The sequence below is a fragment of the Bacillus sp. M6-12 genome, from assembly GCF_002860285.1.
GTDB lineage: Bacteria > Bacillota > Bacilli > Bacillales > DSM-1321 > Peribacillus.
The window spans coordinates 57,403-81,813 of the sequence record NZ_PGVF01000020.1 but is presented as its reverse complement, the minus strand read 5'-3'; the positions used below and the strand labels follow the sequence as shown (position 1 = coordinate 81,813).

Here is a 24,411-nt window from a genome sequence, read left to right as displayed (position 1 = left end):
ATAAAAAACAGGCTCAAAATGAAATGAGCCCGTTTCTCCAGGATAATTTAAATTTCTTGTATGGCATCAGGCGATTTTTCCTTTTGTGCCTTCTTTACTTCAACATACATGATATGGTGCCCGTCCATTTCTTTTACCTTAAACTCATGGCCTTCAAATTCAAGGATATCTCCAATTTCAACATTATAGTTTTGAGTGAGGATCCACCCGCCCAGTGTATCGACTTCTTCTTCTTCCATTTCAATACCTAATGTGTCGTTTACATCCTCGATCAATGTTTTAGCATCAAAGATGTACAGATTGTTGTTTACCTTTTGAATGTTTGGCCTTTCATCCTGGTCGAATTCATCCCTGATTTCGCCAACAATTTCCTCAAGGATGTCCTCTACGGTAACCAATCCGGCAGTACCGCCATATTCATCTGACAATATAGCCAAATGAATTCGCTCCTTTTGCATCTTTAACAAAAGATCATGAATCGCTACCGTTTCCAGGACTCTGATAACCGGGGTAACGAAGTTCTCAAGCGAAAATTTCGATACATTATCCTGGGCCAATATCGCTGTGAAAAGATTTTTCATATTGACCATTCCGATTACATTGTCCTTATCCCCTTCAATCACAGGGTATCGGGTGAATTTTTCTTCCTGTACAAGTGCAAGAACCTCTTCAAGCGTGCTGTCCTTCTCAAGGGCAACCAATTCTGTTCTTGGCACCATAATTTCTTTTGCAATTCTTTCATCGAATTCAAATATCTTATTTACGTATTTATATTCAGACTGGTTAATTTCACCGCTTTTATAGCTTTCTGAAAGGATTATTCGCAGCTCCTCCTCGGAGTGGGCAATCTCATTCTCCGATGCAGGTTTTAACCCAAATATTCCTGTCACAAAGCGGGCAGAGTGATTTAATGCCCAAATGAAAGGATACATTACTCGATAAAACACAATTAAAGGTTTAGAAAATAGCAAAGTGACCGTTTCTGCTTTTTGAATAGCTACCGTTTTTGGTGCCAGCTCCCCTACCACTACATGGATGAACGTGACGGAAGCAAATGCAATTCCAAACGAAAGAACATGACTAAGCGATTCATTTAAATGAATTTTTTCAAAAAGCGGATGAAGCAGTGCTTCTACCGTAGGCTCACCAAGCCAACCAAGTCCGAGGGCGGTAACAGTAATACCGAGCTGGCAGGCCGACAAGTATTCATCCAAATGTGAGGTAACTCTCTGCGCTGCCAGTGCATTTTTGTTTCCTTCCTCAATCAATTGGTTCACCCGCGAGCTCCTAATCCTAATGATAGCAAATTCGGATGCCACAAAAAAAGCGGTTAAAGCTATTAATAAAGCCACTAAAAACAAATTAAGCGTTATATTATCCAATGAGCAGCCCTACAAAATGTAAGGCATACACCTCCTATATAAATGAAGACAAGTTATTTTGAAAAGAATTCATTCCGCCTTACTCGCTGGAAAAATATTTTCTATTTCCTTAGATTGTGCGATACCCTTATCTTCGATACAGTAAACTTCACAGTTATATTTTCTTATACGAGTAATAAAATAAGGGACTGAATAAGTGAAAGGCTTTCTTTGGAAATAGTCCTTTTTACATGCAGCTTGCTATTTCCGTCAGCCTTCTCCAGCATGGAAAGAATTGTTCCAAGATCAGTATTTAAGTCTTTTAATTTTTCCCCAAGCTCCCGGCTTGCTTTCTCAATATCTGGCTGTTTTAAGTCCCGGCACTTTATAAGCTGTTTTATACTTTCTAACGACAAACCGTTATTTTTGCATTTTTCTATGAAACGCAATTGATCGATAGCCTCTTTATCATAATACCGATAGTTTGAATCAGAGCGTGAAGCTTCTAACAAACCTTTTGTTGTGTAATAATCAATTGTCCGTTTTGTTACATTAGCCAAATCGGCCAATTCACCAATTTTCAGATGCTCGACCCCATTATTGTTCCCCCCAAACCATAACGTTTTGGTTATAGGAAAATTATAGATAACTTCAATACAGACTTCAACTTATATGCATTTAGGAATAAAACGGGGTTATAAGAGCAAGTACAAAGTGCAATCGCCCTTTTTCAGAGGAAGAACGGCTAAGATCGCGACGTCGGCACTAACGCGTACTTGCGTCGAGGCTGGGCACTGGAGAAATCCAGTTACATCGATGAACCATTAAAAAACCGAAATGCACACAATTAAAAGCCCCTGCTGCTAAGCAAGGACTTCTGTGTTTCATGTTATGCCCAATTTCTTTATTACCCTGGCTGGGTTTCCGCCGACCACCACGTTGTGTGGGACATCCTTTGTTACAATGGATCCTGAAGCAATGACAGCGTTATTTCCGATGGTAACTCCCGGGTTTACCACAGCCCTGCCGCCAATCCAGACATTATCTCCTATCACTACAGGTCTTCCATACTCCGCTCCGCTTATCCTCTGTGCAGCATCTAGAGGATGTGTCGCTGTATAAATATGGACCCCCGGTGCTAAAAGGCAGTTTTCGCCAATCGTCACTTTGCAGACATCAAGAATCACACAATCAAAATTCGCATAAAAATTTTCACCAACATGGATGTTATAGCCATAATCACAGCGAAAGGCGGGTTCTATATAAATATTATTGCCAGTTGTGCCGAATAAATCTTTTAGCAGCGCTGACCGCATTTCATCCTGAGTTTCCTCTGTATCGTTATAAAGCCGTGTTAATCTCCTGGCATTTTGCCTATCCTTAACAAGTTCCTGATCTGATGCAATGTATAACTCACCTCGTAGCATTTTTTCTTTTTCAGAATTCATCACAAGCCTTCAACCTCCGCCCCAGGAAAGTATACTTTCTTATCTATTAAAAGCCCCTCAGATAATCTGGAGGGGCTTTACCGCTATATCCCAAAGTCAATAAGGATCCTGTGAATGTCCTTTTTCTTCAGCCTGCCGTGGTGCATCTTCTGCACCTTCAGCACCAATTGGTTCACGTGTGGAAGTGTTGCCGGTAGAGGCATTCCGTAAACCTTCCTCCACTCTTCTGCCATAATCTTCATCACACTTGTAAAACATCTCCATCATTTTATCCTTAATTCGTTCATCACAAGGAGCTAGCGTATTGACTAGGTTTGTAATTAATTCTTCTCTTTCCCATTCATCAAGGTGCCTGTAGGTATCTCCAGCCTGTCCAAAATTATTGGTACGGTCAATCGGAGTGCGGACGAGTTCTCCTTCCACATATGGAGTATGCGGCTTGCCTGTTTGCTTCGCTTCCTTTAAGCCGTCTAGGGTCGATGGTTCATAGTTTACATGCGGATTCTGGTTTTCTCCTAAATCTACTTTATATTGCATTTGCCCGCCGCGCTGATTTGTTGCAACACGTTTTTTTGGTGCATTAATTGGCAGCTGCAAATAGTTAGGCCCCACCCTATAGCGCTGCGTGTCGGAATATGAAAAGGTTCTTCCCTGAAGCATTTTATCGTCGGAGAAATCCAATCCATCGACTAGTACACCAGTACCAAAGGCAGCTTGCTCTACTTCAGTGAAGTAATCTTGAGGATTTCTGTCCAGAACCATACGTCCAACCGGCAGCCATGGAAACTTATCTTCAGGCCATAGTTTTGTATCATCCAAAGGATCAAAATCCAGCTCAAGATGCTCTTCATCGCTCATAATTTGTACAAGGAACTCCCATTCAGGATAATCACCGTTTTCGATTGATTCATATAGATCCTGAGTCGCATGGTTGAAGTTCTTTGCCTGAATTTGCTCAGCATCCTTTTGAGTCAGGTTTTTGATGCCCTGCTTTGGCTCCCAGTGATATTTTACGAGAACAGCTTCGCCTTCTTCATTTACCCACCTGTATGTATTTACACCAGAGCCTTGCATTTGTCTGTAATTAGCCGGAATACCCCATGGGGAAAATAAAAAGGTAATCATGTGCATTGCTTCAGGGGTGTTGGAAATGAAATCGAAAATCCTTTCTCCATCCTGCAGGTTTGTCACCGGATCAGGCTTAAAAGCATGAATCAAGTCAGGAAATTTAAGTGGATCACGGATAAAGAATATTTTCAAATTGTTGCCGACCAGATCCCAGTTTCCATCTTCCGTGTAGAATTTTACTGCAAAGCCGCGCGGGTCCCTTAGCGTTTCCGGAGAATGGGTACCATGGATTACAGTTGAAAAGCGGACAAAGACAGGAGTTTGTTTACCCTTCTCCTGAAACAGCTTTGCACGCGTATATTTGGATACAGGCTCATCGCCCACCGTTCCATAAGCCTCGAAATAACCATGCGCCCCCGCACCACGGCCGTGAACAACGCGCTCAGGGATTCTTTCTCTGTCAAAGTGGCTTATTTTTTCAAGAAAATCATAATTCTCCAAAGTCACTGGCCCACGGTTTCCTACTGTCCGAACGTTCTGATTGTCAGTTACCGGGTGGCCTTGCCTGTTCGTCAGTGTATCAGTTGTTTCCTGATTGCTCCTGGGTGTATCTTCTTCTGGCCTGCTGATCGAATTACCCAACATGTCCTCATTTTTCAACTATCTTTCCCTCCCCTAAATGATAAGTCATAATAAACACCTTACATTTTTACCCTCCACCGGAAAAAATATGCATTTACTATATAAAAACGCCTTGAGCCGAAGGACGGTTCAAGGCGTATAATAATCGTTATTTTTCAAGGGGAAACCAACCCGGTATAGTCGTGATCATATTCCATAGAGGATCAGGAACTTCGATTTCTTGCTTTCTTTCTTCTGCAGGAAGAAGCGATGTATAAATTTCTTCTTCCTTGCCTTCTTTCACTTTTTCAACCCAGTCAGGCTCGATGATAATTCCACGACCTAATGCAATTAGTGAAACGCCAGTGTTTTTAGCAGCCAGAACTTGATCTGCTGAATAAAGGCTGCCGATTCCAATCAATTCCGTCTTTCCTTTTATTCGGTCGTGAATTTGTTCAATTCGGCTTCGATCCAGCTCTCCACCCCTATGCGGCTTAGACCAGAAATCCTGCAGTGAAATGTGCAGATAATCCAGTTCCTTAGCACTGAGGGCATCGATTAAACGAAGGGTATCATCCATCGTGATTCCTTCCGGATATGCTTCTTCCGGCGAGAGGCGGTAGCCGACCAAAAACGGACGGTCCGCATGCTGCTTGACCGTTTTTTGCACTTCCTCGACGACAGCAAGCGGAAATGCCAGCCGTTTCTCAAAGCTGCCTCCCCACCGATCTTCCCTCCTGTTAGTGAAACCGGAGAAAAATTGCTGAATCAAATAAGTGTTTGCTCCATGTATTTCTACTCCATCAAACCCTGCTTCTATTGCCCGTCTCGCAGTTTCACCAAACGCCCTGACCATTTCATCGACTTCAGATTCTTCCAATGCACGGGGCGTTACAGGAATTGTATCCGGATCTGGAACTGCACTTGCACTGACGATATCCGATACTAAATCTGGGGGAGCCATCCGCCCCGCATGAAAAATCTGCAGAACGGCTTTCGCACCCTGTTCTTTTATCGCAGTCGCAAGCCGGCGCATGCTAGGAATAAAATCATCGCTGTATCCGGCAAACTCCCCCGGGAAGCCCTGGCCATTTTCAGTAACATTGATACAAGCAGTGATCACCATCCCTACCCCTGTTGAACGACGGCTGTAATAACGAAGTTCCGCGTCAGAAACTGTACCATCCTCGTTTGAAGAATAATTAGTTAACGGCGCCATCACCAAACGATTCCGAAGCTCTACGCCGCTGCGAAACGAAAGCGGCTCAAATAACGGTTTGTATTTTTCATTCATATGTATTGCTCCCATCTATAGTCTTATCGTAAAAAGGATTTATCATGAAGCCTGTTTTTATACCGTAATTAATTAATCAAAAAAAATCAATTAATGTGCTTCAGTTCATTCCTCTGACTTTTACGCTTTTTAACCGCATTAGTGCTCAAAAATTAAGTCGGAGGTCAGCGTGTCCACGGAAATTTGACTTTCGCGGGATTAGAGCCTTTTTTCGCGGGATTATTCCCTATTCTCACGGAATAACTCCATCTTTTCATCGGATTAGTGCTCAATCTCACGGTATTTTTTTAAATCGGAGTTCTTCACGCCAACGAATATTTGACTTTCGCGGGATTGAAGCCTTTTTTCGCGGGACTATTCCCTATTCTCACGGAATAACACCATCTTTTCATGGGATTAGTACTCACTCTCACGGTATTCATTTCAAGTCGGGGGGCTACGCACAAACAGAAATTTGACTTTCGCGGGATTGAAGCCTTTTTTCGCGGGATTATTCCCTATTCTCACGGAATAACTCCATCTTTTCACCGGATTAGTGCTCACTCTCACGGTATTTTCTTAAGTCGGAGTTCTTCACGCCAACGAATATTTGAAATTCGCGGGATTGAAGCCTTTTTTCGCGGGACTATTCCCTATTCTCACGGAATAACTCCATCTTTTCACCGGATTAGTGCTCACTCTCACGGTATTTTCTTAAGTCGGAGTTCTTCACGCCAACTAATATTTGACTTTCGCGGGATTGGAGCCTTTTTTCGCGGGATTATTCCCTATTCTCACGGAATAACTCCATCTTTTCACCGGATTAGTGCTCACTCTCACGGTATTTTCTTAAGTCGGAGTTCTTCACGCCAACTAATATTTGACTTTCGCGGGATTGAAGACTTTTTTCGCGGGATTTATTCCCTATTCTCACGGAATAACTCCATCTTTTCATGGGATTAGTACTCACTCTCACGGTATTTTTTAAAACCGGGGTTCTGCGCACCAACGAAAATATAACTTTCACGGGAATAATTTTTTAATTCCCGCAGGACTTACGGGCTCTGAAGAAGAATTGTTGTTTAAACGAAAGGAGTGAACAATTGTGATTGTTAAAGAACGCAGGGTGCCGTTACGAATTCTGATGAATGAGGCATTATTACGTCGTCTGCCAAAGAATCATCTGCAATTGCCTGCAATTGAAGCGGATTTATTAAAAAGAAATGCTGGTTACAGAGGCGAGCAAACTATTGATTTTGAATTAAATCTTCTCCTTGAAAATAATTTTCTTATTTTCCATGATCTTCGCTTACCTAGTGGCAAATATTATGTCCAGCTTGACACTTTAATTATTTCTCCATATTTTGCTCTCATAATTGAGGTAAAAAATATTTCTGGTACCTTATTATTTGAAAGGCATTTCCAGCAGCTTATCAGAACAATTAACGGTAAGGAAGAAGGCTTTCCTGACCCTCTTTCACAGGTTAACAAGCAGAGGCTACAGTTACGGAATTGGTTCAAGTGTCATAGAATGCCTGACCTCCCCGTAGAATGCCTAATTGTTATTAGCAATCCCTCCACTATCCTGCAAACTAATCGTGAACACTCAGATTTTTCCCAAAAGGTGTGCCATGCTACACATCTGGCTGCTAGAATTGAGAAACTGTCAAACTTGCATACGAATCAAAAATTAACGACAAAACAGCTTCAGAAAGTAAAAAAAACTTATTATGGCTGAACATACGGTACTATACCAGAATATCCTAAAGTCCTATGGCATTTCTAAATCCGATATTACAACAGGAGCTCAATGCAGCAAATGTCAAAGCTTTCATTTACTGCGAAAGCCTGCCCTTTGGTATTGCCCAAGATGCTTAACAACTTCGAGAAATGCACATATTCAAGCCATGCTTGAATATTATCTATTAATAGAACCCTCAATTACCAACCAACAATTCCGACAGTTCCTTCATTTAACCTCCCCGAATATTGCTAGACATCTCCTAGCTTCCATGAATCTTCCGTTTACAGGGTCAACTAGAGACCGGGTATACCAATTAGAGCCTATCAGCTTGCTTGCCTATTGAACAAAACTTTTGAGCCGTTGTTCCTACTAACATCCCAAATGTTTCCCATAACTGCGAGGCTCGGCGAATACTCCAATACTTACAAGCTGGCAAAACCCGCCACTTTTCACCCTCTATATAGGTTCCCATTTTCCCTAAAAATTCACACGCACAAAAACACCCCCTGATCCCAGGAGGTGTTACTAATGATTACTGTTTCACAGCTTCTTCTTCAATTTTAGCAAGTCTTTCAGCTACTTGCTCTTCTGTGAGACCATGCTCTATGACGTAGCGGTTTCTTTCATCCGTACGGCATTCGTGTGAGCAGCTGCGCATATATTTGTGTTCATTCTCTTCAGAAGAAAGGATTTTTTTGTTGCATGCAGGGTTTGCGCAGTTTACATAGCGTTCGCACGGCTCGCCGCTGTAATAATCACGGCCAACTACAACGTGCTCCGTTTGATTTACAGGCACTGCAATTCTTTCATCGAAAACATACAGCTGTCCATCCCAAAGCTTGCCCTGTACTTCAGGATCCTTTCCGTATGTTACAATGCCGCCGTGCAGCTGTGAAACGTCCTCAAAGCCTTCATTCAATAGCCAGCCTGAAAACTTTTCACAGCGGATTCCGCCTGTACAATATGTGACAATCTTCTTGCCCTCAAGCATCTCCTTGTTCTCCCGAACCCAGTCAGGCAGGTCGCGGAAATTTTGAATATCCGGACGGATCGAGCCACGGAAATGCCCTAGATCATATTCATAATCATTTCGAGCATCCAGAACGACTGTATCTTCATCATGCAGCCTTTCGTAAAACTCTTTTGGATTTAAATATTTACCGGTTACCTTATGCGGATCCACATCATCTTCAAGTCTTAATGTTACCAGTTCTGGCCTGTGGCGGACCTTCATTTTTTTGAAGGCGTGTCCTTCCGCTTCATCGATTTTAAACACCATATCAGCGAAACGCGGGTCACTCTTCATTTTGTTCATATATTTATCGGTCTGTTCCACTGTACCGGAGACCGTTCCGTTAATTCCCTCTTTCGCAACCAGTATTCTGCCTTTGAGGCCAATTTCCTCGCAGAAAGCCTTATGCTGGTCTGCAAATTCCTCAGGATTGTCTATAGTTACATACTGATAATACAATAATACTCTGTATGGTTTTGTGTCTGTCATTTTGTTTGCCACCTATCAATTTAAATTTGCAAGATTTAAATGTATTTTTGGCGATTTATTCAGTTGATACACTTTCTCTCACAATTTTTTATTATAACAAAAATTAACCGGACCGGTGAAAAATTTGCTTGGAATTGCCGGTTATCCTTTCCTCTATATATTATTGGTGCGTTTTTTGGTAAAAATACCTATCCCCATACACATTTTAAGTTGTACTTAGTGAGTGTTTTTATTAAATTAAAGCAACCTGGTCTGTTATACCTTTCCCATCATTTTCTGATCAAACCAAGTTGAAAAATGTACGAACAAAATAAAAACTCACCAAAGGAAAAATTGATGAGTTTTCATTTTTATTATCATTAATTTAACCCGGCTCAGATTAACGCCTTAAATCCTGTTAATATAATCCCAATTAAAAACCCGCAAACAGCCCCATTTACACGGATCCACTGCAGATCCTTTCCGATATTGTTCTCCATCATTTCAATAAGGGACTCGGTGTCGAGCTTGTCCAAGTTCTCCTTCACGAGATTACCGATTTTAGAATGATTTTCGCTGATAAGTCCGGCAATTTGTTTTTGGATAAAACCTTCGATCTTATCAAGTGTGGCTGTATCTTCTTTTAACTTATTTAATAACCTTGTTAGGCCAGGAAGAATATATTCATCGATAAATGTATCCTCCTGTACGATATCCAGCAGCTTTTGCTGATACTTTTGCAGGAATTCAGCAATTTTTTCAGAAGGGCTCCATTGTTCAATAAGAGTTTCTTTCATATTTTCAAGTTCTTCTATTATACTCTTATTATCCGAAAGAGCAGTTAGCTGTTTTCGCAGCTGGTTCAACAGTTCTGCACGGTTCAGGCTATCGGTTTCTTGCAGTCCTTTCAACGCATTCATCAGCAGACTTTGGAGGATGCTCCCCAGCTTTTCTTCATTTATCATGCTTCTGAACGATTTAAGGGCAAACTGCAAGATGCCGTCCAGTTCTATGTTATCAAGGGCCTTGATCGCGATTCTGCCTAATTCATATTTTTGATTTTCTTTACTTACCCATTCCTCTGCCTTTTCCAACGCAAAATCAAATGCTTTTTCCTCATATTTTCTTGCAAGTGCCTGTTTTACGATCAAATCAGCAATCGGGCTGATTTTAATAAGAGAAAGATTTGCTTTTATTTCTCTTTCAACAAACGGAACAAGCTTTTTTATGTCTGCTTGTAAAATCATTTCTTTAAAAAGAGATTTCATCCCCATTTTTAGAGCTGGAGAATGAAGCTGTTTTTCGAAAACCGGCAATAGCTTTTCTGTTATTTTTATTTGGCTGATTTTTACCTTAATACTTTCCTTTGAGAGCCATTCGTTTTCAAGAGTGGAAACCAGTGCCTTGGTCACTCTATTACGATTCTTCGGAAGGAGAGCTGTATGAGGGATAGGTATCCCTAACGGATGCCGGAATAAAGCTGTAACAGCAAACCAGTCGGCCAAACCGCCCACAAGCCCGGCTTCAAATCCTCCATGTAGTAACCCTAATGGAATCGACCCTTGAAAAGGAATTGTCGCAAGAAATCCTGTACCCATAATTGCTAATGATATGCTAGCTAAGTGCTTTGAATTTTTTGACATAATTATCTACATCCATTTTATAATTTTTATGTTCTATCAATAATGCATGATCTATGGCCTGTAACCGTGATAATGCATGCAGCTGACTACATTTATACTAATCAACTCCTATTTAAATTGCAATTGAAAAAACCGGAAAAAATTGGCACCTCCATCCCCTTAAGCCAATTGGAAATTAGAGGTTACGCGTAATTGACAGCCATTTCATTCTATCCCATAATGAGAGTGTTGGTTTTTTCCGAATTAATATGGTATCAGTGAAGAGCTGGCCATATGAGGCATTAGGCAGTTATTTATATGATAGTGGCCGTTCGTTTGGCGCTGTAAGAATGCCAGATATGGCTTTTATCAAGGGAGGATATATATCAAATGATAAAAAGAGGCCGGATTATCGCCTTTTTATGCTTTCTTGTTTTAGCAGGAGGTTTATTAGGGGCAACAACTAAAGACATACTGGGCAACATAAAGCTCGGTTTGGACCTCCAGGGGGGGTTTGAGGTCCTGTATGAAGTCAAGCCAGCCAAAAAAGGGCAGAAAATTGATAGTGAAGTGATGGCTAGTACTGCTGAAGCGCTGGACAGGCGTGTTAACGTCCTTGGTGTAAGCGAGCCAAATATTCAAATTGAAGGCGAGAACCGCATTCGTGTTCAGCTGGCCGGCGTTGAGAATCAAAACCAGGCTAGAGAAGTTTTATCAACTGAAGCTAACTTATCCTTCCGTGATGCAAACGATAAGTTAATGATGGATGGATCTGACCTTGTCGAGGGCGGAGCGGACCAAACATTTGATGAAAATGGAAAGCCAAGTGTATCACTAAAGTTAAAAGACAGTAATAAGTTCCGTGAAGTAACAGAAAAGATCGTGGCAATGGCTCCCAATAATGTTTTGGTCATCTGGCTTGATTTTGAAGAAGGAAAAGATTCTTACCAAAAAGAAATTGCCAAAAAAGAACCAAAATTTATTTCAGCTCCAACAGTCAGCCAGGTTTTTAACCAGGATACAGTTTCTATTGTAGGAAGCTTTACAGTCGATGAAGCAAAGCAATTATCTGATATTCTTGATGCGGGTGCATTGCCGGTAAAGCTTGATGAGATTTATTCCACTTCCGTGGGTGCCTCATTCGGAGAGCAAGCAATGAACAAAACCGTTAAGGCCGGTATTATTGGTGTAGCGGCTGTGTTCTTATTTATGATTTTCTATTACCGTTTCCCAGGTTTTATCGCAGCGATAACCTTATCGGTCTTTATTTACCTCACTGTCCTTGTTTTTGACTGGATGAATGTTGTACTGACATTGCCGGGAATTGCGGCCTTAATTTTGGGTGTCGGGATGGCCGTTGATGCCAATATCATCACCTACGAGCGGATACGTGAAGAAATAAAAGTTGGCCGTTCGATTAAGAACGCCTTTAAGGCCGGGAATGAAAGTTCATTCTCCACGGTTACTGATGCTAATCTGACAACCCTTTTAGCAGGTGTGGTGCTGTTCTTCTATGGTACAAGCTCTGTAAAAGGATTTGCAACAAGTTTGATCATTGGTATTTTAGGAAGCTTTATCACAAACGTATACTTATCCAGATGGCTGCTTGGCCTATGGGTAAACAGCGGTATTTTCAATAATAAGCCAGGCTGGTTTGGTGTTAAGAAGAGTGAAATCCACGATCTTTCTGAAAATGTAGATACTCTTGACTTGCCTACTAAGTTTGATCGATTTGACTTTGTTAAACACCGCAAAAAATTCTTTGTAATTTCGAGTGCACTTCTTGGTATTGGAATCATTGTGCTGGCGGTATTCCGCCTGAACCTAGGAATTGATTTCACCTCGGGTACAAGGATTGAAATTCTTTCCGAAAAAGCATTAACTAAAGAAACAATTTCAGCTGAATTCCAAAAAATGGATATCGATACCGATGATATTGTTATTTCGGGTGAGAAGAACAATATTGGGGTAGCCAGGTATAAGGGCGTATTATCAAAAGATGAAATTGCTGATGTAAAAAACCACCTTAATAAAGAATTTAATGGAGATACAAACGTAAGTACAGTGACACCTACTGTCGGTAAGGAAATAGCGAAAAATGCCTTGAAAGCTTTAGGACTTGCTACTTTAGGATTGATTATTTTCGTAACCTTCCGTTTTGAATTGCATATGGCAATAGCGGCCGTTATCGCTTTGATGTATGCGGTATTCTTCATCATCCCGTTCTTCAGCATTACGCGGCTTGAAGTTGATATAACCTTCATCGCCGCACTTCTGACGGTTGTTGGTTATTCGATTAACGATACTATCGTTACGTTTGACCGGATGAGGGAAAACATGCAGAAGCGTAAACGCCTGAAATCGTATGAGGATATTGCTGATGTTGTAAATACAAGCTTACGCCAGACATTAGGGCGCTCCGTCAATACCGTGTTAATGGTTGCTTTGTCAGTAATCGCCTTGATGATATTCGGAAGTGAATCCATTCTTTCCTTCTCTATTGCACTACTTGTCGGTTTGGTAGTCGGAACTTATTCCTCTATCTTTATCGCTGCCCAGTTATGGGTGGAATGGAAGCATAAAGAATTGAAGAAAAAAGGTACGATTATCACTTATAAAGAAAAAAAGAAATACACTGATGAACCTCAGGTATAAAATATGATTTTATAAACTCCGGCTAAAGGGCCGGAGTTTTTTTATACACTTCATACTTTTCTAGGAGAAGCTACAATTTTTCTTTTGTATACGGTTTGATTAGCCGGGAAAAATACCTTTTGTTAGAATTTCCAGGAGGCAGATTTTATGTAAAAACATAAACTGGCTTTACATAAAGCAATGGAATTTTATGAAATTCTTAATTTTAAAACGGTTTGCATACTCAAGTGAAAATGATGCAAGGTTTTGTATTTACCACCATAATATTTGTTACTGCAAAGACAGCGATTTCCCCAAAAATGGAATCGGTTTTTCGGACTTTTCAGGAGAAGAGTATCCCCCGAGGTATACGAATTATGAAATTCATAAGAGAATAAAAGCTTCAGTAAAAGGAAATAGTAACCTAAAAGATTTTATTAAGGAGTAATAATAAATGGAGGATATTGGACTTTTTATAATACGTGTTGTTATTGGCCTTTATTATGCTGCACATGGTTCCCAGAAGTTATTTGGCCTGTTTGGCGGGGGAGGACCGGCAGGAACAGGGGCATTCTTTGAACAATTAGGACTAAAGCCGGGAAAGACGATGGCTTTAATGGCGGGGCTGACTGAATTGGCCGGTGGAATATTGTTCCTGCTTGGCCTTCTAACTCCTTTGGCATCTATCTTCATTATTATCCCAATGATTGTCGCTATTTTGAAAGTTCATGGAAAAAATGGATTGTTTTCAGATAAAGGCGGAATTGAATATAACCTGGTGCTTATAGCAGTTGCGCTGGGAATTGCGATGACAGGACCTGGAGATATATCTGTTGATGCAGCAATGGATCTTTCGTATTGGGGAGATTCAGATTAGGAAAAGGGAGCCTGGATGGGCTCCCTTTCCTATTACTTCCCTGTCTCAGCAAACTGCTTAATTCGCTCTCCTATTTCATTACGGACCCGCTGGAAAAAGGCCCATTTTTCTTCTTCGGTCCCTTCTGCCTTTGCCGGATCGTCAAACCCCCAATGTTCGCGTTTCACATGTGAAGGCGTGACGGGACAATGTTCTGCAGCATGGCCGCATAGCGTAACCACCAAATCAGCATTGTTTAATATTTCAGGATCTATTACATCTGACGTTTGATTGGAAATATCAATTCCCGCCTCATTCATAGCTTTTACAGCATTAGGGTTTAACCCATGCGCTTCAAGCCCTGCACTTTTTACTTCCCACTCATCAGATAAATGTTCTTTTGCCCAGCCTTCTGCCATTTGGCTCCTGCAGGAATTTCCTGTACAAAGGAAATAGATTGTTTTTTTAGCCATAGTCTTCATCTCCTTTTTTTTAATGAATAACAAGTAACCAAACATAAAGTCCAACTAACGTAAGTAACAAGGTTGGGATGGTTAAGATAAGACCTGTTTTAAAATAAGTTCCCCAAGAGATTTTCACACCTTTTAAGGACAACACGTGCAGCCATAATAGGGTAGCCAATGAACCGATTGGGGTAATTTTAGGACCTAAATCGGAACCAATCACGTTAGCATAAACAAGCGCCTCTCTTACCATTCCTGTAGTATTCGTATCCGAAATCGCCAGGGCATCAATCATAACGGTTGGCAAATTGTTCATAATAGATGAGAGAATTGCCGCGATGAACCCCATTCCGATTGCAGCGGTAAATAAACCTTGGTCAGCGGCCATTTGAATGAGATCGGCCAGTACATTTGTTAACCCTACATTACGCAGGCTGTAAACTACCACATACATTCCTATCGAGAAGAAAACAATAGCCCACGGTGCGCCTTTAATAACTGTTTTAGTATTCACTGCTGGACTTCTCCTAGCTATCATGAGGAAAAAAATAGAAATAACACCAGCAATAATGGAAACCGGAATACCTGTAAACTCACTGGCAAAATAGCCGATAACCAGGACACCCAGTACAATCCCGGATACACGGAACATTTTTTCATCCCGAATGGCTTCAACCGGCTTTTTCAAGTGAGACACTTCATAATTCTTCGGAATGCTTTTTCGGAAAAATAGATATAAAACCAAAATGCTGGCAGTCAGTGAGAATAAGTTCGGCACGATCATTCGTGATGCAAATTCAACAAAACCAATGTCAAAAAAGTCTGCAGAAACAATATTTACAAGATTGCTTACTACCAATGGAAGCGACGTAGTATCAGAGATAAAGCCGCTTGCGATGATAAAAGGGAATATCATTTTTTCATTGAAATTCAGGTTCCGTACCATTGCCAGTACAATGGGTGTAAGAATAAGAGCTGCCCCATCGTTTGCGAAAAAAGCTGCTACAATAGCTCCCAGAATACTTACATACACAAACATTTTCAATCCATTTCCTTTAGCTGCCCTGGCCATATGCAGCGCTGACCACTCAAAGAAACCAATTTCATCTAAAATAAGAGATATGATAATAATTGCAATAAATGCTAACGTAGCATTCCATACAATCGAAGTAACTTCTATAACATCATGAAGGTCGACTACTCCTGCAATTAATGCTAAAATTGCGCCTCCGCAAGCCGACCAGCCAATTCCCAATCCTTTTGGCTGCCAAATAACCAATGTTAATGTAGCCAGAAAAATCAGAATGGCTAAAATTACTGAACCCATTCGTATAAAACCTCCATGTTGTTAGTCGCACGAGATTCGCTTTCCCTCTGCTTCTAATTGTTCCAATTTATATTGTTGACTTGGCAATTCACTGAGCACAGTTTGTACAAAAAAATAATAGGGAGAGGATTGATTTAACGAATAAAAAATCCATTGGCCCTTTCTTGATTCTTTCACGATTCCGCTATCTTTAAGTTTTCGTAAATGCTGGCTGATAGCTGGCTGGGTCATTTTAAAAAGAGCCACGAATTCACAGACACAGCATTCATGGTCAGCCATAATTTTCACCATAGTCAAACGGGTTTTATCACCTAATAGCTTTAGGACAGCAGCTGCAGATTCCAAGTCAAGCTCTGCTTTAGTTTGCATCGAGCAACCCCCTGTCAAATTAACTGGCTTCTTAATTTCTCCAATATTATTCACGCCATTATTATATAAGCATATTCTTATATGCACAACTAATAATTACACAAATTTTCATACAGACTTCTATAACTATCTGCCTCGCTTTCTGGTGAGCTATGCAGGGATATCCACTCCCTTGCCTGCTGGACAACCTGTTCCCGAAGCATCTCATTCCTAACAATAGAATGCACCGCCTCCATAAATTCATCCATCGTATCATATAGCCAGCCTGTTTGTTCATGCTGAATCAGAGCTTCATTGGCTGCATTTTTTCTTGCGATGACAGGGCGCCCCATTGCCATTGCCTCCATAACAGCAAGTGACTGGCCCTCAGAAATCGAAGTATTAATTATAATTTGGGATTGATCATACCAGATTTTCATAACCTCGTAAGGCACAACACCGGCATATTTCATCCAATGCCGATTGCCTGCGGCTTTTTGCACCAGATTATAAACATCATTATCTAAGTTAGCACCCAGTATGGAGAAATCCATATGGGGGTACCGCTCAACTAAATGATCAAGCGCAGGAAGAGCATGCAGTACATCTTTTACCGGACGCAATCCGGCAGGAAGCAAAATACGGGGAGACAGTTCCTCCTGTATCGGCGAGATTCTCCATGGCAGCCAAATTCCCTGGGGAATTACCTTTGTTTTATCAAGCCAGCTGGAGTGTAAATTCCCTACCTTCTCCCTTGCATCCTCTGTAAAAACTGTAATAAAGCTGGCATCGTTTAGAAAGGAAAATATATCATCCTCCATGTCCGGCTGCAGGTCAATATTAATATCAGTACCGCCCATTGTAACAACATAATGGCGATTAATTGTGAAATTATTATCTTTAGCCCACTTAACAAAGCGGGTAGCGTGCAAAATATGAAAAATATCTGCATCAGGTAAATACCAATTATCATTCTCCAGGTAAGGAATGACCGATGTGTTTAAATTCTGCTGCTGCAAAAAATGAACGATTCGCTTGATTGTTGTAGAATTGCCTCTTGGCTGATTAAAATATGGAGCAAAAAATAATATATGCATCAGGTTCACCCATTCTCAATTTTAAGTAACCATATCATAATGTTAAGCGGCGGAAATCACAAATAAATAAAAAGCCATCTCCATATACGAAGATAGCCTTTCTCCTGTACTTAACAATTAGAGCAATTTTTCCATCGCCATAACATCAATAAATTTCCCGTCTATTATTCCTTGATTTTTAAACAGTCCAACCTCCCTATACCCTTGTTTTTGATATAAACCTTGGCCTTGAAGGTTGAATGGGAAGGTAAACAAAATAATCTTATGAAATCCGTTTTCTTTGGCAGATCTTTCTATCGTATGTAACAGCTGCTGTCCAATTCCTTTTCTTCTATGGTCCCTGGAAATATATATAGATAAATCTGCTACCCCTGCATATGCTTTGCGATTATTGTACTGATTCAATGAGGCCCATCCAACAACCTGTCCTTCGTTCTCGGCAACTAAAACCTTATATCGCCCCTGGTGCTTCCCAAACCATTCCTTCATATAGGGTAAATCCTTAATTTCTGATTCTAATGTGGCTATTCTGTCTTCAATGCCCTGGTTGTAGATTTCTAAAATTTCCTGAATATCATTTAATTTCGCTTCTCTTACCGTTACACTTTTCATATATTCAGCTCTCCCGTACTCGCAATATATCTAATATGTATCCTCATCAATAGGTTTTGTGCATCACACGCATCCACGAACGTCCCATACGATATTCGTTGCTCACCTAAGAAAAAGGCTGTCAGCAAAATAGACAGTCTTCTACAAAGATTTCTTCAACCGCACTTCCAGCAATTCTCTTTTAATTCCTTTTGCCCGAATTCCCCAGCCATAGAAAAGGATACTGCTAATTGCTATTGCAAAGAGGACAGTAAACATAATCTGACTGTTAAACTGGGTCAATAAGAAACCCGACAATCCTGGTCCTATAAAGGAGCCTAAGGCCGTAAAGCTTACCGCCCCGTAATAGGTCCCGCGAATAGAATCTGGTGTAATTTCATCAATGATGGCATACTCTGCAGGTATCAGAAAAATTTCTCCTATTGTAAAAACAATCATCGAGATTAAAAATGCGGGAAAATTTATCGATAAACCAAATCCTGCAATTCCTGCTGCAAATAATGCTGTGCCAATTATGATGGAATGCATCGGCGGCCTTTTACCCATGAAACCTGAAATAGGGACACTAAATAGAATGATAACTAGTGAGTGGGCTGACCATAATAACGCCAAAAATCCTAATCCGCTTTGAAAGTCTGCATAGAAGTATTGGGACAATGTGACGGAAAACTGCCCATGGACTATAGTTGCCAGCAGTCCGCCAACCAAAAATAAAAACAGCACCCGGTCTTTCATCATGGCTTTACAGGAAGCCTGAAAAGTAACCTTTTCAGCCGGCCCGGAAACAGTACTTACATTAAATTTAATAAGTAATAGATTTAACACTATGCTGTAGGTCAGGAATATTATAAATGCAATGAAAAAGGGCATTGCACTGGTTTCAGTCAGCCCTAATATGGTTCCGATAATGGGGCCGATCGCAAATCCCAAATTCCCGCAAAAGTACTTCATTGAAAATGCGCGAAGACGCATACTGCTTTCTGTCAAATCCGCAATTAGCGCCTTGGAGCATGGTTCAAAAAAGGATAACGTAAAGCCTTTTACAACAGTTAATATCATAAGCAAATAAGGAAATTCCTGAAGGGTAAGACCGAGGAGGATAAAAGCGGAAAAAAATAATGAAGCAATCATGATCCTCCTTCTCCCTAGCAAATCTGATAATGTTCCTCCCAAAAACCCTCCAAACATTCCCGCTAATGAGCTGGCTCCGATAAAGAATCCAATTTGGGAAATCGACAGGCTTGAATGCTCACCCAAATAAATCGCAAAATAAGGAACAATCATGCCGTTCCCCATGCTGGTTAGAACTGAACCGGACAAAATAATCTTTATTACGGGGTGAAACTCCCTCCAGGCTTTTATCATGTAGCTTCCCCCTTCAAATAAGAAAGAAATTTTTGCTGCATCTCAGAAGCAGTGTCCAGCCGAAGACTATAGCTTTCAACCCTTTCGCTTGAGTGAAGGGCCCGAATAAGCCCGGCAGTACGGAGCATGGCGAGATGATAATGAAGGTTGCTCTTAGCAAGGCCCGTTATTTCTATTAATTCTTTAAAAGTCCTTTTTGATCCGTACAGGCTTTTTAGGATAAGAACGCGGTTTTCATCTGACAAACTGCTAAAATAATGAATCGCTCTTTTAGATATAAACGGTGAAGACGATGTATTTTCTATAGGATATAAACAAGTGATGAACCCTTCATAATAGTCAATCACACTGGAAGGGGCATAATGGTATTGAGGAACCAGCAGCAGCTTTTGAACACGTTCCGATTCAATGCGGATGCCATTCGTACTTTGCTCAACTAAATCAGCAGGGGCGGTATTTATGAGCAGCTCCCTTTTCTCTTTAGCATCCTGCTTCAACAGATTAAGGATAAGCGGATCAATGTGTTGGAAATACTGTTCGTTCCATTCATTGAATAGATATGCAAAGTGTTCATGCAAAACAAACATGTCTTTTGGAATCTCACGTACCCAAGGCAGCATGCAATCATACATTTCAGATGGAGAAAGCCCCCTGAACCATGAAATAAAGGTTTCAGGTGTTCTATCTCCCGGACACTTGGGAACCAGCAGACTAAGCCTATGAATAACCTCCATCCGCTTATCCTTTAACGCTTCCTTAAACACGGGGGTTAATTTCTGGTCGATCTCCTTTTTCCATGCAGTTCCCAGCTCATAGATTTTCAGCCGGTCTTTATTAATGTAGAAATACAAGCTCGTAATAAACTCGTATGCAGGCGCATAATCCACTTCCACTTCGTACATAAGGTAACCACCTTACTTTTCCTTGTTCTATTTTTTTATAACTAATACAGTTCAAATTTTATATAACCACTTCAAAAATGTCAATAATTAGCATTTAGTTGCAGCCCAATAAAAAAACCCCCTTCTTTACAGAATAGGAGTTATCTCACTGGTCTATAAAAATCAGGTGTAAATCTATACATATGCTCCGAACTTAATCTTATCTGCCGGCATAACAGATACTTTATTATGGGGAGTGTTAACAGTGCTTAATGTATGGTTATGGTGCTTGATGATTGTTTCGGCAGGTATCGTTCCATCAACCGTTGTATGACCGTCTTCAACCAATGTAACTGCAAATCCTAACGACAATGCCGCACGGCAAGTGGTATCAACACAAAACTCTGTTCTTGCTCCTGTTACTACTAGATGGTTTATCCCAAGTACTTTCAATTCTTCTTCAAGGGAAGTTTGATAAAAGGCATCTGCAGCCTGTTTATGGATTATAATATCTTGCGGCCGCGGGGATATTACGGGGTCCAGCTGCCAAAACTGCGAACCTCTTATTAAAAATCCCCCCGGCAATTCTTCATGCTGGGTATAAATAATCGGTATCTCCTCATCTTCAGCTTTTTTAATCATGGCTTGAATGACTGACAGTATTTCTTCTTTTTTATAAGCTCCCCAAAGCGGTCCAAATTGTACGTCCATAATAAGTAAAGCTGATCTCTGTTCCTGCATCGGACACTCCCCCTTATATTATGAAATTTAATCCAAACTAATTTGACCCATCTGTTTTCTACTTCTATATAATTCATTTAATTCTGCAGGATATGTCCCTAATCCTCCTTTTATACATTCGTTTTGGTATTCGTTATCTCCAATTCATTTTTCTTTTTAATAATTGTACGCTGATTATTAAAAAAAGCTGGCTCAAAAGGTTACTATCCCTTTGAGCCAGCTTTTTACTTACTTTCTATGACAGTGTTTGCTTAAATAAATAGGGTTTGATGGATATTTATATTTTATTTCTTTGTTAAAGATGACACGATTTGATCAATCGTCAGGTTGTTGGCAACAGGGCCATTGCTTGTCCAGTTGCTTGGGTCTTTCATCTCATATACCTTCCCTGCTTTTACAGCAGGAAGGCCCTTCCAAACGGAACTGTCCTTCAAGCTGGCTAAACCGGGTTCATTTGGCAAACTGGCCAGGAATATATGATCAGCATCCAAATCTGTCAACGCTTCAAGAGAAATAGGGTTCCAGGCTGCCTCCGCCTTAGGCAGTCCTTTAATCATGTCAGGCTGGGCGACACCTAAATCTGTATATAGAACATTAGCCGCAAATCGTGTGTTTTCAAACAGATAGTACTGTTTGCCAATAATCCATATTATAGCTGCTGTTTCATCCCCAAGTGCTGCCTTTATTTTTGCTCCCTGCTCCTTAGCTTTCGCATTATAATCTTCCTTCACTGATTTTGCTTCCTTTTCTTTCCCTAAAAGCTCACCCATTATCTGAAGCTGCTTTCTCCAGTCCGCACTTTCTTCTTCTTTAAATACGTATGTTGGCGCAATTTTTTTATATTCTTCATATTTGCCATTTTGGATTGAACCAGGTGAGCCAAAAATAATTAAATCAGGCTTTGCTTTAATGGTTTGTTCCAGCGGTAAATCCCACTCTATCGTTGGCACATCCTTTAATTGCGGCTGCAGATAGTCATGGACTGTCGTTCCAATTGCCCACTGAGCCGGTGGAGTTATTCCAAGGGCAACAAGGGAATCTTCCATATTGGGGGCAAGAATTCTTTTAGCATCTGCAGGGATGGTGACTTCTCCCATAGCATCTGTTACAGTTCTATCTTGTTCCTTTTTGGTATCATTGCTTTGGCTTTCTCCGTTACCGCATGCTGATAAGAATAGAGCAAAACATAATATTATGCCTGAAAATAATTTAGCTCGAGTCATCCTGTTTGTCCTCCTAATAGATGTGTATATTGGTAATGATAATCATTATCATAATGGGTGTCAATCATCTTCACACATTTTACAATTTTAAAATATCATTATTCTTATATTTATTGAAACTATTCAAGTATACTTTTATACTTGACTTAATGAAAATGATTCTCATTTTTTCTGCAGTCATAGAGAGGTTGAAAGCATATGGCAAAGATGGAAAATCATAGGACAGGAAATGCAGATGGCCGCGGGTTACTGCTGTTCTTAATTTTGGCAGTTGGCCTGCTCGCAATCCTGGCTTCTATTATTATATCCCTTTTATACGGAACGAAGAATTTACAGCTCCCAATCCTTTGGGAAGCTATATTCAACTACAATACTGAAACAGCTTCACATCAAATCATCCATGATATACGTCTTCCAAGGGCATTGGCTGCTGCGATGATTGGCGCTTTCCTGGCAATTTCCGGTGCAATCATGCAGGCTCTGACAAGGAATCCTCTTGCAGAACCATCACTTTTGGGCATCTCTTACGGAGCTGCTTTTGCCTTGGTAGTAAGCATGGCCATTATCGAGAATATTTCGCGCACAGGGGCAACAGCCGCTGCGATGATCGGCGCTGGTTTAACGGCTGTCCTGGTTTTTGGACTAGCCGCTGCATCCAAAGGCGTAATGACACCGGTCAAACTTGCATTAGCAGGCGTTGGAATCGGAATGTTCCTGAGTTCATTTACTTCAATAATTGCTTTGTATTCCAATACTTCAAAGGATATTAGCTTTTGGTATGCCGGAGGATTGGCAGCTATCGATTGGAGCTCAGTAAAGATGCTGGCGGTGACTGGTTTCATTGGTATTCTTATAGTCCCCCTGCTTGCCCGCCCTTTAACACTGCTTAGTCTGGGTGCAGATGTCACAAAAGGCCTTGGAATTAATTTAAACATTGTCAGAACATTAAGTGTGCTGGCAGTTTTGCTTCTAACTGGCAGTTCAGTGGCATCTTCCGGAGCAATAGGCTTTGTTGGACTGGTTGTTCCCCATATCAGCCGCATGCTGATTGGTGCTGATTACCGCTGCCTGCTCCCTGTTTCCGCAGTGCTCGGCAGCCTGCTGCTCATATTGGCAGATGTCGGTACCAGAATGATAAACCCACCGTTTGAAACACCAGTGGGAGTCCTGACAGCATTGATTGGAGTGCCGTTTTTCTTATATTTGGTTCGCAGTGAAAGGAGCCAAACTTCATGATTTACTCACGTGTTAAATTTAAATGGGCGCTGGTTATTTTATTGGCTCTCCTGCTGATTACTGGATTAGTCAGCTTAAACCTGGGTGCTGTATCCATATCACCTGCTGGAGTATTCCGTACCTTCTTTGGCCTAGGAACTCAGCAGCAGCAGTTGATATTATTTGATTTCCGTTTGCCTTCGATCATTCTGGCCCTCCTAATTGGAGCAGGAATGGCCATCTCAGGAGTCATTTTGCAGGGAATCACCCGTAATGAATTGGCTGACCCGGGGATCCTGGGAATTAACTCCGGCGCAGGGCTTGCGGTCATCATTTATATTGCATTTTTCCAAAATGCGGCCGGCAGTCTCAGCATTATTAATACTTTCATCCTCCCTTTATTTGCTTTAACCGGAGCGTTAGTTACTGCCGGTTTAATTGTTATATTTGCATGGAAACAGGGCTTTCAATCCATCCGTTTAGTTTTGGTCGGTGTTGGTGTGAATGCCGGCTTAAGTGCAATCTTAATTGCTATTCAGTTAAGGCTTGAACCCCAGGACTTCATGAAGGCTCTGGTGTGGCTCTCCGGAGATTTATGGGCAACCCAGTGGCAGTATGTTTGGGCTCTTTTGCCATGGTTTTTGGTGCTGATCCCATATACACTGTATAAGTCCCATACATTGAATGTATTAAACCTCGGCAGCCAGTTATCAACTGGACTCGGTGTCCATTCCAACAGAGAACGACTGGTTCTCCTTGTGCTGGCAGTTGCTATGGCTGGCCTTGGTGTCGCCGCAGGTGGCGGTATTGCGTTTTTAGGGCTGATTGCACCACATATAGCACGTCGAATCGTCGGTGCTAAACACCAGGTATTGCTGCCTATATCAGCTTTACTCGGATCCCTTATTTTACTTTTAGCTGACACGATTGGGAAAAACATACTATCTCCCATTGAAATTCCGGCTGGGATGATCGTTTCAATCATAAGCGCCCCGTATTTTATCTATTTATTGATGAAAACGAAGTAAGGA

The 24,411-nt window shown here is 41.1% G+C and carries 21 protein-coding genes; 5 read left to right on the top strand and 16 right to left on the bottom strand.

Translation table 11 applies throughout. The features are described from left to right. Positions 1–47 precede the first annotated feature (47 nt). From CVD28_RS20440 to CVD28_RS20420, 5 genes are all read right to left on the bottom strand, one after another. Positions 48–1,361, bottom strand: coding sequence for a hemolysin family protein (locus CVD28_RS20440; RefSeq protein ID WP_101596043.1), 1,314 nt, complete (start codon positions 1,359–1,361; stop codon positions 48–50). 185 nt (positions 1,362–1,546) lie between these two features. Next, entirely contained in the window at positions 1,547–1,921 is a 375-nt protein-coding gene (locus CVD28_RS20435) for a MerR family transcriptional regulator (RefSeq protein ID WP_257985936.1), read from the bottom strand. Between the two features lie 324 nt (positions 1,922–2,245). Continuing rightward, positions 2,246–2,809 (bottom strand): maltose acetyltransferase domain-containing protein, encoded by a 564-nt coding sequence (locus tag CVD28_RS20430; protein ID WP_101596041.1) that lies wholly within the window; start codon positions 2,807–2,809, stop codon positions 2,246–2,248. A gap of 96 nt (positions 2,810–2,905) precedes the next feature. After that, positions 2,906–4,522, bottom strand: a complete 1,617-nt coding sequence (locus CVD28_RS20425; RefSeq protein ID WP_101596039.1) for a catalase — start codon at positions 4,520–4,522, stop codon at positions 2,906–2,908. A 145-nt stretch (positions 4,523–4,667) separates the two neighbouring features. Then, positions 4,668–5,792 carry an NADH-dependent flavin oxidoreductase gene (locus CVD28_RS20420; RefSeq protein WP_101595928.1) on the bottom strand — a complete coding sequence of 375 codons (1,125 nt, stop codon included), beginning with the start codon at positions 5,790–5,792 and terminating at the stop codon, positions 4,668–4,670. Positions 5,793–6,876: 1,084 nt separating this feature from the next. Here CVD28_RS20420 and CVD28_RS20415 point away from each other — a divergent pair. Continuing rightward, the gene (locus CVD28_RS20415; protein ID WP_101595925.1) at positions 6,877–7,509 is read left to right on the top strand and encodes a nuclease-related domain-containing protein; all 633 of its coding nucleotides are present in this window, start codon (positions 6,877–6,879) and stop codon (positions 7,507–7,509) included. A gap of 538 nt (positions 7,510–8,047) precedes the next feature. On the opposite strand, the gene trhO is transcribed toward CVD28_RS20415, so the two are convergent. Both trhO and CVD28_RS20405 read right to left on the bottom strand, forming a co-directional pair. Continuing rightward, positions 8,048–9,016 carry an oxygen-dependent tRNA uridine(34) hydroxylase TrhO gene (gene trhO / locus CVD28_RS20410; RefSeq protein WP_101595923.1) on the bottom strand — a complete coding sequence of 323 codons (969 nt, stop codon included), beginning with the start codon at positions 9,014–9,016 and terminating at the stop codon, positions 8,048–8,050. Positions 9,017–9,390: 374 nt separating this feature from the next. Continuing rightward, a complete protein-coding gene (locus CVD28_RS20405) occupies positions 9,391–10,638 on the bottom strand; it encodes a DUF445 domain-containing protein (RefSeq protein ID WP_101595920.1) in 1,248 nt (415 codons plus the stop codon). A 369-nt stretch (positions 10,639–11,007) separates the two neighbouring features. Between CVD28_RS20405 and secDF the strand changes: the two genes are divergently transcribed. Both secDF and CVD28_RS20390 read left to right on the top strand, forming a co-directional pair. Further along, positions 11,008–13,272 carry a protein translocase subunit SecDF gene (gene secDF, locus CVD28_RS20400; RefSeq protein ID WP_101595917.1) on the top strand — a complete coding sequence of 755 codons (2,265 nt, stop codon included), beginning with the start codon at positions 11,008–11,010 and terminating at the stop codon, positions 13,270–13,272. A gap of 433 nt (positions 13,273–13,705) precedes the next feature. Continuing rightward, positions 13,706–14,128: a DoxX family protein gene (locus CVD28_RS20390; RefSeq protein WP_101595914.1), complete on the top strand. Its 423-nt coding sequence runs from the start codon at positions 13,706–13,708 to the stop codon at positions 14,126–14,128. Between the two features lie 32 nt (positions 14,129–14,160). On the opposite strand, the gene arsC is transcribed toward CVD28_RS20390, so the two are convergent. From arsC to CVD28_RS20345, 9 genes are all read right to left on the bottom strand, one after another. Beyond that, on the bottom strand, positions 14,161–14,580 hold the full coding sequence (gene arsC / locus CVD28_RS20385; RefSeq protein ID WP_101595911.1) for an arsenate reductase (thioredoxin): 420 nt from the start codon (positions 14,578–14,580) through the stop codon (positions 14,161–14,163). 19 nt (positions 14,581–14,599) lie between these two features. Beyond that, entirely contained in the window at positions 14,600–15,898 is a 1,299-nt protein-coding gene (locus tag CVD28_RS20380; RefSeq protein ID WP_101595908.1) for an arsenic transporter, read from the bottom strand. A gap of 21 nt (positions 15,899–15,919) precedes the next feature. Beyond that, on the bottom strand, positions 15,920–16,267 hold the full coding sequence (locus tag CVD28_RS20375; protein WP_101595906.1) for an ArsR/SmtB family transcription factor: 348 nt from the start codon (positions 16,265–16,267) through the stop codon (positions 15,920–15,922). 89 nt (positions 16,268–16,356) lie between these two features. After that, entirely contained in the window at positions 16,357–17,343 is a 987-nt protein-coding gene (locus CVD28_RS20370; protein WP_101595904.1) for a glycosyltransferase, read from the bottom strand. Positions 17,344–17,460: 117 nt separating this feature from the next. Further along, the gene (locus CVD28_RS20365) at positions 17,461–17,955 is read right to left on the bottom strand and encodes an arsinothricin resistance N-acetyltransferase ArsN1 family A (RefSeq protein ID WP_101595901.1); all 495 of its coding nucleotides are present in this window, start codon (positions 17,953–17,955) and stop codon (positions 17,461–17,463) included. A gap of 141 nt (positions 17,956–18,096) precedes the next feature. Then, positions 18,097–19,320 carry an MDR family MFS transporter gene (locus CVD28_RS20360; RefSeq protein WP_101595899.1) on the bottom strand — a complete coding sequence of 408 codons (1,224 nt, stop codon included), beginning with the start codon at positions 19,318–19,320 and terminating at the stop codon, positions 18,097–18,099. Further along, on the bottom strand, positions 19,317–20,222 hold the full coding sequence (locus CVD28_RS20355; RefSeq protein WP_101595896.1) for an ArsR/SmtB family transcription factor: 906 nt from the start codon (positions 20,220–20,222) through the stop codon (positions 19,317–19,319). The genes CVD28_RS20360 and CVD28_RS20355 overlap by 4 nt, the downstream gene beginning before the upstream one ends. 174 nt (positions 20,223–20,396) lie before the next feature. Continuing rightward, positions 20,397–20,942: a cysteine hydrolase family protein gene (locus CVD28_RS20350; protein ID WP_101595893.1), complete on the bottom strand. Its 546-nt coding sequence runs from the start codon at positions 20,940–20,942 to the stop codon at positions 20,397–20,399. Positions 20,943–21,226: 284 nt separating this feature from the next. Next, positions 21,227–22,165 (bottom strand): ABC transporter substrate-binding protein, encoded by a 939-nt coding sequence (locus tag CVD28_RS20345; protein WP_101595890.1) that lies wholly within the window; start codon positions 22,163–22,165, stop codon positions 21,227–21,229. Positions 22,166–22,372: 207 nt separating this feature from the next. Here CVD28_RS20345 and CVD28_RS20340 point away from each other — a divergent pair, with 207 nt between their 5' ends. Next, on the top strand, positions 22,373–23,401 hold the full coding sequence (locus tag CVD28_RS20340) for a FecCD family ABC transporter permease (protein ID WP_101596036.1): 1,029 nt from the start codon (positions 22,373–22,375) through the stop codon (positions 23,399–23,401). Next, positions 23,398–24,408: a FecCD family ABC transporter permease gene (locus CVD28_RS20335; protein WP_101595889.1), complete on the top strand. Its 1,011-nt coding sequence runs from the start codon at positions 23,398–23,400 to the stop codon at positions 24,406–24,408. Before CVD28_RS20340 ends, CVD28_RS20335 begins: the two co-directional genes overlap by 4 nt. The last annotated feature ends 3 nt before the right edge of the window (positions 24,409–24,411 follow it).